General features: G+C 33.6%; 13 protein-coding genes. 6 read left to right on the top strand and 7 right to left on the bottom strand.

The features are described 5' to 3' along the window. The first annotated feature begins 41 nt into the window (after positions 1–41). A complete protein-coding gene (locus SLH52_RS08930) occupies positions 42–593 on the top strand; it encodes a pyridoxamine 5'-phosphate oxidase family protein (protein ID WP_320208917.1) in 552 nt (183 codons plus the stop codon). A 236-nt stretch (positions 594–829) separates the two neighbouring features. Here the strand turns inward: SLH52_RS08930 and SLH52_RS08925 are convergent, their stop codons facing one another. Then, positions 830–2,104, bottom strand: a complete 1,275-nt coding sequence (locus SLH52_RS08925) for an S-layer homology domain-containing protein (protein ID WP_320208916.1) — start codon at positions 2,102–2,104, stop codon at positions 830–832. A gap of 577 nt (positions 2,105–2,681) precedes the next feature. Here SLH52_RS08925 and SLH52_RS08920 point away from each other — a divergent pair. Beyond that, the gene (locus SLH52_RS08920) at positions 2,682–3,527 is read left to right on the top strand and encodes a phosphotransferase (protein ID WP_320208915.1); all 846 of its coding nucleotides are present in this window, start codon (positions 2,682–2,684) and stop codon (positions 3,525–3,527) included. Between the two features lie 140 nt (positions 3,528–3,667). Here SLH52_RS08920 and SLH52_RS08915 read toward each other — a convergent pair whose 3' ends face one another. Further along, complete coding sequence (locus SLH52_RS08915; protein WP_320208914.1) at positions 3,668–4,576, bottom strand: pseudouridine-5'-phosphate glycosidase; 909 nt, start codon at positions 4,574–4,576, stop codon at positions 3,668–3,670. Then, positions 4,577–5,671, bottom strand: a complete 1,095-nt coding sequence (locus tag SLH52_RS08910; RefSeq protein ID WP_320208913.1) for a carbohydrate kinase — start codon at positions 5,669–5,671, stop codon at positions 4,577–4,579. Between the two features lie 424 nt (positions 5,672–6,095). On the opposite strand from SLH52_RS08910, the gene SLH52_RS08905 reads away from it, so the two are divergent. Both SLH52_RS08905 and SLH52_RS08900 read left to right on the top strand, forming a co-directional pair. Further along, a complete protein-coding gene (locus SLH52_RS08905) occupies positions 6,096–6,770 on the top strand; it encodes a response regulator transcription factor (RefSeq protein ID WP_320208912.1) in 675 nt (224 codons plus the stop codon). Next, positions 6,767–8,122, top strand: a complete 1,356-nt coding sequence (locus SLH52_RS08900; protein ID WP_320208911.1) for a HAMP domain-containing sensor histidine kinase — start codon at positions 6,767–6,769, stop codon at positions 8,120–8,122. Before SLH52_RS08905 ends, SLH52_RS08900 begins: the two co-directional genes overlap by 4 nt. A gap of 307 nt (positions 8,123–8,429) precedes the next feature. Here the strand turns inward: SLH52_RS08900 and SLH52_RS08895 are convergent, their stop codons facing one another. After that, positions 8,430–8,897, bottom strand: a complete 468-nt coding sequence (locus SLH52_RS08895; protein ID WP_320208910.1) for a GNAT family N-acetyltransferase — start codon at positions 8,895–8,897, stop codon at positions 8,430–8,432. A 262-nt stretch (positions 8,898–9,159) separates the two neighbouring features. Between SLH52_RS08895 and SLH52_RS08890 the strand changes: the two genes are divergently transcribed. Beyond that, complete coding sequence (locus SLH52_RS08890; protein ID WP_320208909.1) at positions 9,160–9,933, top strand: SDR family oxidoreductase; 774 nt, start codon at positions 9,160–9,162, stop codon at positions 9,931–9,933. Positions 9,934–10,101: 168 nt separating this feature from the next. Here the strand turns inward: SLH52_RS08890 and SLH52_RS08885 are convergent, their stop codons facing one another. The 3 genes from SLH52_RS08885 to SLH52_RS08875 form a co-directional block, all read right to left on the bottom strand. Further along, complete coding sequence (locus SLH52_RS08885; protein WP_320208908.1) at positions 10,102–10,248, bottom strand: hypothetical protein; 147 nt, start codon at positions 10,246–10,248, stop codon at positions 10,102–10,104. A 55-nt stretch (positions 10,249–10,303) separates the two neighbouring features. Beyond that, a complete protein-coding gene (locus SLH52_RS08880; protein WP_320208907.1) occupies positions 10,304–11,842 on the bottom strand; it encodes a glycosyltransferase in 1,539 nt (512 codons plus the stop codon). Between the two features lie 73 nt (positions 11,843–11,915). Next, positions 11,916–12,107, bottom strand: coding sequence for a hypothetical protein (locus SLH52_RS08875; RefSeq protein ID WP_320208906.1), 192 nt, complete (start codon positions 12,105–12,107; stop codon positions 11,916–11,918). A gap of 745 nt (positions 12,108–12,852) precedes the next feature. On the opposite strand from SLH52_RS08875, the gene SLH52_RS08870 reads away from it, so the two are divergent. Then, positions 12,853–13,944: an NAD(P)/FAD-dependent oxidoreductase gene (locus tag SLH52_RS08870; protein WP_320208905.1), complete on the top strand. Its 1,092-nt coding sequence runs from the start codon at positions 12,853–12,855 to the stop codon at positions 13,942–13,944. Positions 13,945–13,974: the final 30 nt, after the last annotated feature.

Genomic DNA, 13,974 nt, shown 5'->3' with positions numbered 1-13,974 from the left:
CGAAAAGAGCCTTTACATTTATAAACAGGAGGAGAAAGTAGATGGGAAAACAATTTAGAGAGTTAACTGAAGAACAAATACACTTCATTCAAAATCAACACATCTTTTTCATTACCACTGCTCCATCAGGTGATGGAAGAATTAATTTGTCACCAAAAGGTTATGATTCTTTAAAGGTCGTTAATAACCATACGCTTTCTTATGTGGATTTTGCGGGTAGTGGTAACGAAACTGCTAATCATTTACTTGATAATCCAAGGATTACATTTATGTGGTGTAGCTTTGAACAAAAGCCTCTCATTTTAAGAGCATATGGATACGGCAAAGTTATTAAAAAATATACCGATGAATACTTTACATTGATGGAAGATTATTATGCTCATATCCCATCTGAGTCAGCTAGACAGATTTTTGTCGTCGATATTGAATCTGTTCAAACTAGTTGTGGCTTTGCTATACCTTTAATGGAGTACGTAGACGATAGGGAGACATTAAGTGCTTGGACAAAAAATAAGACTTCTCAAGGAAAGTTAGACGAGTATATTAAAAAACATGAACCTCGTCTAGATGAAAAATACCCTTTGAATAAATAGAATACTAAAGCATATAAATCTTTAAAATATCCATATAAGCAACTGACATTAACATTTGTCCCAGCGATGAGAATAGAGCACCAATAGACAGGAAAAGAAATAGAACCTAACATTAAATCAAATAAATTTTGTGATATAAAAAAAGGACTGTATTTTCAACTACAGTCCTTCCTTATTTGAAACAACTCAATAAAGTATTAATAATTTGTTTATAACAAAGCTAATATTACAAAATGCTAGTAGGTACTTTGCCGTATATCTCCAGTAAATTTATCTACATAATAAAACCCTAATGGTACACATTGTGCCTCTTCTTCAGAGTGTTGTACATTTTGACAGACTTCAAAATAATATTCACGTGAAGTTTCATCTTGTGTACCCTCGTACCCTGCAAATGCGTTAGGGTTATTTAACAACCCTAGCTCTTTCAAAAGATGATAGCTTGCTTTTTCTTCAGACATTTTATATCTTAACTCCATAGCCGATAGTATTGGACTTCCATCACTAAAAATAAAGTTTAGGAAATATGCATCATCACTATATGTCATGTAGCTATACCCATTCATTTCATCGTAACCTTCTTCTAAAGGTTCACCAAGAAGCTTCTTAATATCTTGTATCGATATATTAGTGTTTTCATCCGTATAATAATCAATTGCAGTGATTAATTTGTCTGAATCATCAACATAATCTCCTGTATAGTACAAGCAATTCCCAAAAAGTTTCCCTTTGGCACCCCCATTATAACCTTCCCAGTGAGGTTCACCATTATCATCAAGAATGTCCTTTGCCGTTACAAAATCATTCAAAGAATACTTACATCCATTTAATATACCACTCTTCGCTAATTCTAGAGAATTATTATTGATTATAGATGGTTTAAACTTGCTATCTAATACTCTAGCAAAAAATACAGCAAATTGATCTCTTGTAACTGATTGATCCGGTTTGAAAGTTTTGTTTGAAAAACCGGTAGTGACTCCATTAGCAAATAACTTATTTATGTATGGGTAATATTCATTTTCTAGTGAAACATCTGTAAAGTATTCTCCATAGTTACCTTTTAACTCATAACTTCGAACAAGAATTTTAGCCATTTCTCCTCTTGTAAGTGGCTCGTTCGGGTAATAGCTGCCTACCCTATCAAAAATACCTTGATCAATTACAGCAGCAATCTCTTTATAAGCGCTATGTTCATCGTTTACGTCTGATAATTTTGGGTCTGTAATATTATCTGTATTTAATTCCAAAGCGCGCGCAACCATTATTGCGGCCTGTGCTCTTGTAACATTATCCTTAGGACCAAATTCCCCATTATTGTAGCCTTTAATGATACCTTTTGAAGTTAGAAATGTAATTTCTTCGGATGCCCAATAACCTTGTGTTATATCAGAAAATGAAGCTCTTGAGTTATCATCTGCTGAATGACCAATAGTAGGCTGAATAAGTACTACTAAACTGACCAGCATAGAAATAACAACTGTTTTCCAAAATAAGTGTTGCTTTTTCAAATTATGTCTCCCCCTTGTTGTCATTAAATTTTTCCAACTTGTACATTATTAGGTATATTATCCTAGATGTCAACAGAGAAATTTCCATTTGTGTAACTCAATTTATTGATATAGAAATATTAAAGAACTTTTAATAGAGCTTACCAAAGGCTTAAACCCATTTAGATAATTGACTTTCTCTTAAAAAAATTCAGCAAGGCTGTTCAAGTTTATTGTAAGCCGGTAATTTTACGCCCATCTCTTGTAGGCTTACTAACTAAAAGTGCATCTAAAGGACCAGTGTGTGCTTTGACAATTACAGATAAACAAGATAAATTAGTTTTTACATGCCACCACTTCCGTTACAAATTACTTAAATAAATGGCTGTTTCACATTGATTGTTGCTTTTCGTTCAAAGATATAAGCACGTATACATCTAGCGTTCGTGGCATCTTTTCTACTTATACAATTATTGGGCTATCAAAATACTCGTCAAATTGTTCTTTGTTATAAAATAGCAACAAAGTTTACGAAAAGAGCCAAATAAATAGATATTGGATCATAATAATTGGACCAGAATTAGAAGGGTTGAGAAATATGGATGTATCAAAAATAATTAACCAATTAATAGAAAATGATATTATCTCATCAAAACTAGAATATAAACCATTAACTGGTGGTACTGTTAGTGAACTATACCTTTTAAAAAATGTGGATAACTCTCATTATGTTATTAAAATTAATGAGCCAAATATTGTGAAGTCAGAGGCTGAATATCTTAATTATTATAAGAATATCGATTTAATACCTAATCTTATTTTTGTAGAGCCATCATACAAATACATCGTCTATTCTTTTATTCCTGGCACTACAGACTATACACCTATGAGTAAAAAAGACTTACTTATCGTACTTGTGTTAGAGCTTATAAATAATTATAAAACAGTCACCTCAAAGGAAAATTGGGGATGGGCAGATGACCCATCTAAATCATGGAGAAGTTTTCTTAGGAATGAAATTACTCGTGCTAACACTCACATCGCTGCTTATTTAGGTAGAGTTGAGTATGATTTTGTTCTTAAGTTGATCCCTGAATTATCTACAACGACTCAACCATACTTACTTCACGGTGATTGTGGTATGCACAACTTTATTTTTGACTTGACAGAATTAAAGGGAGTGATTGATCCAGCCCCGGTTTTAGGAAGAAGCTACTATGATTTGATTTATGCTTTTTGTTCTTCACCAACAGAGTTAACAACAGAGACGATAGATTCAGCTATGCTGCATTTAACAACTGATGATCGAGATTGCTTTTCATATAAAGATGTACTTATTGTCTTATACCTCAGGATAGCAGCATGCATCAAACATCATCCAAACGATTTCGAAGAATATAAAAAAGCTTGGTATTACTGGAAAGAAATAATAACAAAGAGCTAGCATTAGTGCTATCGATTACTCCTTTCCTAACGCAACTTCTGAATCTTCGTATTCAAAAATGAGACGAAGTGTTGCTTCTAAATTAAAGTGAAACAACACCATATTCCGGTGCTGTTTGAACTTAAAGATGTACCTATTCTCTATAGATTTGATGCTATTTTAGCAGCGACAATCGCATTATTTTTTACTAATGCAATGTTTGCTATCAAGCTTTTTCCATCTGTTAATGCTTTCACTTTATCTAGTAAAAAAGGTGTTGCATCTTTTCCTGAAATTCCATTCTCTTCTGCTTCAACGAGCGCTTTGTCAATGATTGATGTAATATACGCTTCATCTAATTCATCCTTAGTTGGGATTGGGTTAGCAATGACGAGACCACCTTGTAATCCGAGCTCCCACTTCGCCTGAATTAAACTAGCTATTTCCTTCGGTGAATCTATTTGATAATCTACTTCAAATTGGCTCGTCCTTGAGTAAAATGCTGGCAATACTTTTGTGCCATGACCTATAACGGGTACACCGTTTGTTTCTAGATATTCTAACGTTAGTCCTAAATCTAATATTGACTTAGCACCAGCACATACGACTGCTACATTTGTTTGAGCAAGTTCTTGAAGGTCAGCCGATATATCCATCGTCTGCTCTGCTCCACGGTGAACACCACCGATTCCACCTGTGGCAAATACTTTAATGCCTGCTAGATGCGCACAAATCATAGTAGCTGCCACCGTTGTTGCGCCGTGCTTTTTCATTGCAACGATATACGGTAAATCTCTTCTACTTACTTTTTCTATTTCTTTACTAGTAGCTAATAGCTCAAGCTCATCATTATTTAATCCAATTTTTATTTTTCCATCTAATATGGCAATAGTAGCAGGTACAGCACCATTATCACGAATTAGTGCTTCTACTTCTTTTGCTGTTTCTACATTTTGTGGGTAAGGCATACCATGCGAAATGATTGTTGATTCTAATGCTACAACCGGCCTTTTTTCTTCTATTGCCTTTGTCACTTCCTCTGAATACACTAGCACGTCTTGTAAGTTCATTTACTTATCCTCCTCAAAATATTGTTGATATGTTTTCACCAATAACTGCTCATGCAATTCGCTGTTAACCGTTTCTTGTGTTTGCAAAGTAAGCATTGAACAGGTCATACCGTATTTACATGACTTCCTAAAATTTTTTCCTTTATTCATTGCATATAGAAAGCCAGCTACAAACGAATCTCCTGCTCCAGTAACATCTATCGCATCTACAGTAGGTGCAGTAATTTCTCCGTAAGCGCTATCATTTGTTTGGTAGACAATTCCTCTTTCACCACGTGTAATAATGACATTCTCTACACCTAGCTGCTGAATTTTTTCACACATAACATGATCATTTCTACACTCTCCAACTAATGTCATCGCCTCTTGTTGATTACAGATAAGCCAAGTAACTCCATCAAGAATCTTAGGTAGCTTTTTCATCTTTGGAGCTGACACAGGAGCAACGCAAAGTTTAATGTTTTCTTGGCGGCAGCGTTCAATGATTTTTTGTATTAAATAACTAGGTAAATTAGTGTCTAGTAAGACAATGGATGATGACGTGATGTGACTCCAACGTTTTTCAATAAAACTATCATTTATTGAATCATATATTGCCATGTCAGCAAGGGCGATAACCATCTCACCTTCTTGATCTAATACAGCTGTATATGTTCCTGTGTTCATCTTTGGAAGCTTCATAACTTGACTTGTATCAACGTATAAGTTTGTTGACCCAATCAACCATTCACCTTCCTGATCATCCCCTACGACCGAGACAAGTGAGACAGCACTGCCAATTCTTCCGATATTTTCTGCAATGTTTCTTGCCACACCACCACTAGATTGTGTAACGGAAACTGGATTAGACGAGCCGTACTGTATGCTCTCTTGTGATTGTGCTTTACGATCTACATTCGCTCCACCTATACATGTTATCCGAGCCGCTTCTGGTAAAACATATGCTCTTCCAAGAATTTTTCCTTGTTTTGTCAATGATGAAATATAGCCTGCTATTGCTGACCTAGACAACTTCATCGTTTCTGCTAGCTCATTTTGCGAGATATAAGGGTTTTTACTTATCAAATGTAAAATATATTTTTCTTTTTCGTTCATGAAAATACACCCCACATTCCAAAATAACAACATTTGTCTTAACAATAGACTTTTGTTGGTTATTTGTCAATGAATCTCATAAACACTAACTTCTTGTAAGAATATGTATGATAAAATAAAATTAGTTTAATAGGCTGGTTTCGCATCAATCGTTGTTTTACATACTATGAATAAACAAAGTTCAAGTCTAGAATTCGTGGCATCTTTTTTTGTAATACGATTGCAACCGTATAAGATGACTTATTGCACTACTATTGTTATCAATAACAACAAAAATTGACGAAAAGAGCCTATCAATAAGAGTGAAATAGTTCAATGGAATTTGAAAACCTGCGAACTCGGTTGAGACTCTATTCTATCTGATTCGTAGATTCTCAGTGGTATAAAACTAAAATAGATTAAGGTAAATTAGGAGAGCATTTGTATGGCTAAAAAAATTCTATATATAGAAGATGATTTAGAAATCGGTACTTGGGTATCAGCATGCTTGAAAGAGTGTGGATATGACATCACTTGGGTGAAATCTGGTGATGAGGCAATAAATTACGCAGAACAAATTGATCTTGTTATTTCAGATGTTATGCTACCTGGGCTCGATGGATTTACTGTCGGACAGCGTATAAAAATGAAGTTTCCTGATACGCCAGTTATGATGTTGTCAGCAAGAACTGCTGTAGAAGATAAGCTCCAAGGACTATCTTTTGCAGATGATTATGTGACAAAGCCTTTTCATATTGATGAGTTGCATGCTAGAGTCGAAGTATTACTTCGTAGATTTGGAAAAGCTTCACAGCAAATGATTAAGCTTCATCACCTAGATGTATTTATTAAGGAATCACGTATTCTCAATACTTACAATAATGAGGAAATCATTTTGACAGGAAAACAGCATAAAATATTCTTTTATTTATTGGACAATCTAAATCAAATTTTAACAAAGGAACAAATCTTTGAAGCGGTTTGGGGCGAGCAATATATAGAAGGAGATAAGACATTAATGGTACATATCCGCTATATTCGAGAAAAGATTGAACAGAACCCAAGTGAACCAGTGGTTATAGAAACAATCCGTGGAATTGGATATAGGATAAAGCAATGAAATTTCGTCATTCACTTCAAGCTAAATACATCATTATTATTTGTTTGGCAATCATGCTCGTACCTTTCGCTTTTCCTTTAACGATCATTCTCATTAATTTACCTTTTACAAATACACTTGATAATGATGAGACCATTTATACAAACAGTATAAATCTTGAAAATATGTGGTATGAAGAAGCAGCTAAACTTGCTGGTGCCTCCGATCAAACAATTGACACCCGCTTATACGAGTTAAGCAAACTATACCCCGATGCTACGATGTTTTGGGTTGATGGAACAGGAAAAACCAGGCTAACAATACCTGTTGATGTCGACATTCAAACTCAATGGTCAGCCTCAAATAGTATAGCATTTATTAAGCAAACTTATGATAAAGACCCGTTTACGATCATTGCATTTATCGGTGAATCGACTACAGAAGGATTTATCGTATTTCAAATTCAAAGAGACCTCATGTTAACTGAATGGGAAAAGAACAGAGATAAACTTGAATATATTATTTATTTTGCAGTAATCATTTTAATGATCGGTTTTATTGTTATATCATGGCTTTTTTTCAGAAGTATTCGCAAACGACTTATCTCACTACAACAAGTGATGACGCACCAAACAGCAGATGGTATCCCTGAACCAATACTCGTTAAAAAAAAGGATGAAATTGCTCAACTTGAAGAAGCATTCAATCAAATGATTTACCAACTGAAACAAAGTCGAGAAAAAGAAATAGAAGAAGAACAATTACGAAAACAATTAATTGCAAACCTATCTCACGATTTACGGACACCACTTACTACGATTAGAGGTCATACACATTCATTGAATAAAGAAGAGCTCAGTACAGAAGGAGAACAATCTATTACGATCATTAATGATAAAATAGATTACCTTAGTCAGTTAATTGATAATCTCCTCTCGTTCACTCTCATTTCGTCTAACAAATACCCATACAATCCAGAGGAGATTGATATATTACGTATCATTCGTTCCTCCGTCGCTTCGTGGTATCCGATCTTTGAAAAAGACGGTTTTGAAATCGAAGTAAATTTACGTGAGCAGCAAGTACTATGGGTTGTTGATAAACAATGGTTTACACGCATACTTGATAATTTACTACAAAATATATACCGTCACGCACAAGCTGGTAAGTATGTAGGGATTAGCATCATAAATAAACAAGGAAAAGACATGCTCATCATTAAAGACAAGGGTCCAGGTATGAATGCTGAATCTCAGCATAAAGGTGCAAAAGTTGGACTGTCTATCGTCCACTTAATGCTACAAAAAATGGAAATCTCTGTATCACAAGTAAGCGATGAACACGGTACAATATTTTATCTTTCACAAAAATGACCATTTTAAGGATGACAGAACATTGTAGGGTGGACACATAGTTCCACCCTTTCTTTTCTAGAAGATATAAATGTCATTTTACGTAAAAGTCATCGTTCTACAGAAGAAAAGGTGCCACGAAATCTAGTTGTATTTTTTTAGTACGAAAAATAACAATCTATGCGAAAACAGCTTAATTTTATGAAAAGTTATATAAGGCTAAAATGAATAGCCAGCGTTTAAAACAAGATAAGGTGTATATGTATATATATCAAACAGTACCAAGTTATCTGTCTAGAAAATGGTTTTGCACCATATTTACAATATCTTAGTTAATCGTATTCATCATTGCTCCCTTACAATGCTCAAATTCATTTCTGCTATAATAATCTACACTTTGGTCACTTGGCCAAACAATAATAAACTCATATTTTTGTTCTTTTGCCCACTTATTAATCGTTGATAATAGTTTACTTCCTATACCTGTTCCTCTATAGCCTGGAACAGTGTATACATTGGTCATAAATACAAATGGATAAGTTACTCTCCCTGGCCTAGGCACTTTTTGTACAAGTTCTGTATATATATGTGAAACGATTTTCCCTTCAATTTCTACAACCCAAATAAACCACTCGTCACTTGCTAATGACTCTATTAAAAAGGACTCACACTCTGTGTGAAACTTACTATATTCACTATCTTGTATTTTTCCACTTACATCATCTTCTAATGTAAAATCCCATCTCATCTTTATTAATTGTTCAACATCTGTTGTTTCTGCAAGTCTAATATTCATATCGCTTCCATTCCTTTCACATAAAGTTCTTACTGTCTTGTTTAACTATATGTTATTGTGAAATTCTTTTTTATTTGCTAAATTTATACAGTAGTTAACGTAGGTGTACAGTTCAACCTTAAAAAATTGTGACACTAACATAATTGTCTATTATTATACCAACAATCTTATGACTATCTATCTAAGCAGTCTGCAAAACATTGTTTAGTTATCTATCTACTCGCATAACAATATCATAATTTTTCGTAAGGAGGACATATCTATGAATGACTTAAAGGGCAAGATTGCTATTATAACTGGAGCAAGTAGGCTTAAAGGAATTGGAGCTGCAATTTGTAGAGAATTAGCCAAAACAGGATGCCATATATTTTTCACTTATTGGACAGATTACGATAAAAGCATGCCTTGGAGCATCGAAATAGATGAACCATTGAAATTAAAAGAAGAGCTACAACAAAAAGGTATCAACGTGTCCTGTATGGAGTTGGACCTATCAAATCCTGATGCACCCGAGCTACTCTTAAATCAGGTCGTTGAACGACTTGGGTATCCTAATATTTTAATTAATAATGCTACATACTCTACGAATAACACGTTTGCTAATTTAACTACAAAAGAACTAGATCAACATTATAAGGTCAATATTCGCGCGACAACTTTATTGAGTATTCAGTTTGCACAAAAGTTTGAAAAACAATTTGGCGGAAGAATTGTCAACTTGACTTCAGGGCAATTTCAAGGGCCTATGCCTGGTGAATTGGCTTATGCAACGACGAAAGGTGCAGTTGACGCACTGACGATTACTCTCTCAGCAGAACTTGCGCCCTTAGGAATAACAGTAAACGCCGTTAATCCAGGCCCTACGGATACTGGATGGATGACAGAAAATATTAGGAATGACCTAAAACCATCATTTCCTTTCGGTAGAATAGGTGAACCTACTGATGTTGCCAAGACGATAAAATTTCTCGTAAGCGAAGAAGCAGCATGGATCACAGGTCAAATCATCCATTCAGAGGGTGGGTTTAGAAGATAATCTCATTAAAGACTCCTCTCTTAAATCAGGAGTAAGTCCCAGCTAAAAGCCAAAAAATATTAAAGTCATCATTTTTTTTCGTGATAATCCTTTGTTGCGGCATATTAGGTAGGCTACAAATGCTCCTATTTCCGCATGATAATCTATAAGAGATTTAATATTACTACTTTAATAGAAGGATAATCTAATAACAGATTTTTTGTAGTAAGGGAACGTGTATAAGATTTTTTTAACTTCAAACCAAGCCTTGATATCAAATGCACTTAAAAGAGACGGCCAGTTAGTTATTGATAATGTAGCTACAAGATTTGACATAAACCTCCTCCTTTAAAATAAAAACGACCTTAAAGGTCGTTTTTTTATTATTAATTTATAACTCAATAAGATCTTTTGATTTCAATGTCTCGAATAAATTAATCCATTTTTTTGAGATGATTTCGTTTGTAAATTTAAGTTCAATATTTCGTTTAGCTTTTAAGCCCATTTCTTTAATTTCATCCTGATTTTTTAGTGAAAATATAATTTTATCCGCAAGTTTTTCTATATTGTCTTTAGGGACAAGAAATCCGTCAATATTATTAGTTATAATATCTCTTGGCCCATAATTAATATCATAACTAATCACAGGGGTTTGATTAAGCATTGACTCCGCAATTACAAGGCCAAATGCTTCGGATTTTGATGTTAGAAGTGTCACAAGAGATTCATTATAAACCGAAGACACATCCTTGCTGTAACCTTTTATAAATACATTGGCATGCAGATTCATATGTGTAATCAATTTTATTAATCTTTCCTCATCAGCGCCATTTCCATATATATTCAACTTAGCATTAGGGAATTCATTAACTACTTTTGCAAAGGCCTTAATGGCATGGTCAATTTGTTTTATTTTGTCGTACCTAGCTACAATCGCTATTTCTTGAGAGTCATCTTTGACTATGTCATGATTTTTTTTAGTTATTGAGTTCGGTATTACATCAACATTTCCAAAATTGCCAAATTGATTAGTTATATCAATCTTGTGATCTTCAGATAAGACAACCAATGAGTCTAAATCAATCAAATTTGTCAATATTTTTCTATGCTTCTCTTTTATCTCACTTCCGAATGTGTAAGGCTCTTGAAAATGGTTTGTGTGCAAAGGGTAAATTCTAAAAGCTAATGCTTTATCCATCGATAAAATTTTATCTGCAGACCCTATGCCATCGCATATTACAAACGGTTTGCTTTCTTCTTTTTCGCAGATCTCATTCAACCAACGTGAATGCAATTCTATGTTATTTTTAAACAAAGAAGCACGGTTAGTATTACGTGTAAATAGAAATTGCTGTTGAAGATTCCCTTTCTCAGGATTAAACCACTTATTTAAATAAGTAAATCCGTCTTCTGTTTTGAAAATAACTTGATGCTGTTTATTGGTATTTACATTAAAGAATATTATTTTTTCGATATAACCTTTCTTATTAAATATTTCTCGTGATGTTCTGTTTCTTTGATTGTCAAAGTAATCTATATGGCTTAATGTGAAATCTTTGTTCCATTTTTTATATTTGACATATACTCCATCTTTAAAGTATCTAGCGTAAAATTTTGCCTGTAACTCATCCGATTGGATGTCGTATCCCTTTTCGTAAATATCTGAAGCTTCACCATAATACCTTAGTTGTTCATCAGAAACTCCACCTCTTGTATTAAGATCTTTATAATAATCATAAACATTTAGAATACCGACTTTATCTGACAATCGCCCTATTTTTCTTAGTTCTTCGGAGATAGACTGATATCTATTGTTATCATCTAAAGTTACAAGGCTTACATTATATCCTTTTTCCGCTAATGCTCTAGAGCGATTAAGCATTACAGACGTCATTCCTCCGCGTTCAACTTCGATATTATGGACTACCATTAAAACTTTCTCTTTAGGTAACAGAAGAACCCCTCCTTATAAACTTTGCGCTAAACTAGTTACACAAATATATTTATCCTTCAAGCAAATTCTTTAATATTACTACGTCTTTATCATCTTTACTTGTTATAGTTATTTTATACTGGTCATCTTTAATAGTCTTCCTGATATCTTCTGAGTTAATGAAACTTTGCACCTCATTTGGTATGTCTGCCACTAACTCTTCAAACTCTGATTCATCTGACGATCTAATTTTCCAATACAATACTCTTTGCTATAAATAATTAATAAAAGAGACCAAATTCTTCCTTGTCTTCATCAATTACATTATATTCTATAATTTTTTCCTTTTTAATTCTAGCAGATTTGACTTAGTTTTTATCTCGCTCTGTAAATTTTGAATACTGTTCTGAATTTGGAGATTGTATTAATTTTTCATGGTATCCTTAATCCATAACGCCTGATCTAAAATTGAAGATAAAAGCCATATTAGTATTCTTTCTTCGTCAACATTGTATTTATCAAATATTGTGAGAACATCCTCTATTTGGTTTTCTATTTTTTTTCAGAAGATTCCTAGCTTTAACTCTAATTGATAAATCTATATTATTTTCGCAATGTCTGTTATTTTCGTATTAAGAAGTAAACACCCACACAACTAGCGTTCGTGGCATCTTTTCTTCTGTACAACGATAGCTAACAATATAAAACCACTTTTTATGTTACTAATTTGATAGCAAGAGCAACAAAGTTTAGGAAAAAACCCTTAGTATATTATGAAGCAGATATCTTTTACTCTTTAATCCTGTAACAGCAGAGTTACAACAAATATTAATCAGCAATTTCTTTTTCACATTTCTTATTGTAATCAGCAATTCTTAAAGAATTTCTTAAGTTTTATCGGCGACTATTTATGTCAACTGATACTCTTTTTACATTAGCATATTCTTTTTCCTTCCTCGTCTATAAGAGTATGATAAGAACAAACTACTAAAAGGGCTGACTTAGATATGAAAAGGATTGTACTCGTTGGTGGAGGTCATAGCCATCTCCACTGTGTGAAAAACCTAAAGACAACAAAACAACTTGATATTGAATGGGTTCTAGTTTCTAGCTCTAGATATCAGTATTACTCTGGTATGTTTTCAGGTTTTGTAGAAGGATTATATGAAGAATCAGACATAAGAATTGATTTATTACAATTATCGAAATGGGTGGGTATTCAATTTAAAGAAGAAACAATAAGCTCCGTTGACCCTATTAACAATACTCTTTACTCAGCAAGTGGGCAAACGATTTCTTATGATTACGTTTCCTTTGATATCGGCTCCTTAAATATCAATCCCAATATACCAAATCTAGCTAACAATAGTATTGCAGTTAAGCCGAATCATCTTTTCCCTAAACATATAAATGATTTACGCGATAGTAAGCATCCAGTTATTGTCGGAGGTGGGGCATCTGGTATTGAAATAGCTCTATCATTGTTAGCATGGAAAAAAAAATATACCCCTAATGACAGTGAAGTCACGTTAGTTCATTCATCTCCCCTACTCCATTCTGCTGGGGAAAGGTCATCAAAGATCATAACAGAATTGGCATATAAATCTGGATTAAATGTAGTTAGTGATGAAAGTATAACCACAGTAACAAAGGAAAACTTAATTACACAAAAAGGAAATAGAATCAGTTACTCTCACTTAATATATTTAGGGGGACCTCAAGCTTCACCATTATTTAGAAATTCATCCTTACCGACAGATTCTTCGGGTTACATGCTCGTAAAAAGCACATTACAGAACATAAGATATCCTCATATATTTGGGGCAGGTGACTGTATTTCTATCGAATCAGACCCAAATATACCTAAAAATGGTGTAACCGCTGTTAGACAAGGTCCGCTATTATGGAGAAATCTTAACCGTATTCTACAGAAGAAGGATTTACTTGAATATCAACCTCAAAGAAATTATTTAGCATTAATATCTATTGGCAATCATCATGCGATGTTAACTTATAGTACATTTGCTATTTCAGGGAAGTGGACATGGTATGTAAAGAATTGGATTGACCGCCGATTCATGAATAAATTTCAATCTTAATTTCTGTTTTAAAGATACAGTAATAATAAT

The sequence above is a fragment of the Cytobacillus sp. IB215665 genome (assembly GCF_033963835.1).
Classification (GTDB): domain Bacteria; phylum Bacillota; class Bacilli; order Bacillales; family SM2101; genus Nanhaiella.
This window is presented reverse-complemented; position numbering and strand designations above follow the sequence as displayed.

What these genes read in the sequence shown, in the direction of transcription:
- SLH52_RS08930 (WP_320208917.1), top strand. Translation starts at nt 42, where the DNA reads ATGGGAAAACAATTTAGAGAGTTAACTGAAGAACAAATACACTTCATT.
- SLH52_RS08920 (WP_320208915.1), top strand. Translation starts at nt 2,682, where the DNA reads ATGGATGTATCAAAAATAATTAACCAATTAATAGAAAATGATATTATC.
- SLH52_RS08915 (WP_320208914.1), bottom strand. Translation starts at nt 4,576, where the DNA reads ATGAACTTACAAGACGTGCTAGTGTATTCAGAGGAAGTGACAAAGGCA.
- SLH52_RS08910 (WP_320208913.1), bottom strand. Translation starts at nt 5,671, where the DNA reads ATGAACGAAAAAGAAAAATATATTTTACATTTGATAAGTAAAAACCCT.
- SLH52_RS08905 (WP_320208912.1), top strand. Translation starts at nt 6,096, where the DNA reads ATGGCTAAAAAAATTCTATATATAGAAGATGATTTAGAAATCGGTACT.
- SLH52_RS08900 (WP_320208911.1), top strand. Translation starts at nt 6,767, where the DNA reads ATGAAATTTCGTCATTCACTTCAAGCTAAATACATCATTATTATTTGT.
- SLH52_RS08895 (WP_320208910.1), bottom strand. Translation starts at nt 8,897, where the DNA reads ATGAATATTAGACTTGCAGAAACAACAGATGTTGAACAATTAATAAAG.
- SLH52_RS08890 (WP_320208909.1), top strand. Translation starts at nt 9,160, where the DNA reads ATGAATGACTTAAAGGGCAAGATTGCTATTATAACTGGAGCAAGTAGG.
- SLH52_RS08885 (WP_320208908.1), bottom strand. Translation starts at nt 10,248, where the DNA reads ATGTCAAATCTTGTAGCTACATTATCAATAACTAACTGGCCGTCTCTT.
- SLH52_RS08880 (WP_320208907.1), bottom strand. Translation starts at nt 11,842, where the DNA reads ATGGTAGTCCATAATATCGAAGTTGAACGCGGAGGAATGACGTCTGTA.
- SLH52_RS08870 (WP_320208905.1), top strand. Translation starts at nt 12,853, where the DNA reads ATGAAAAGGATTGTACTCGTTGGTGGAGGTCATAGCCATCTCCACTGT.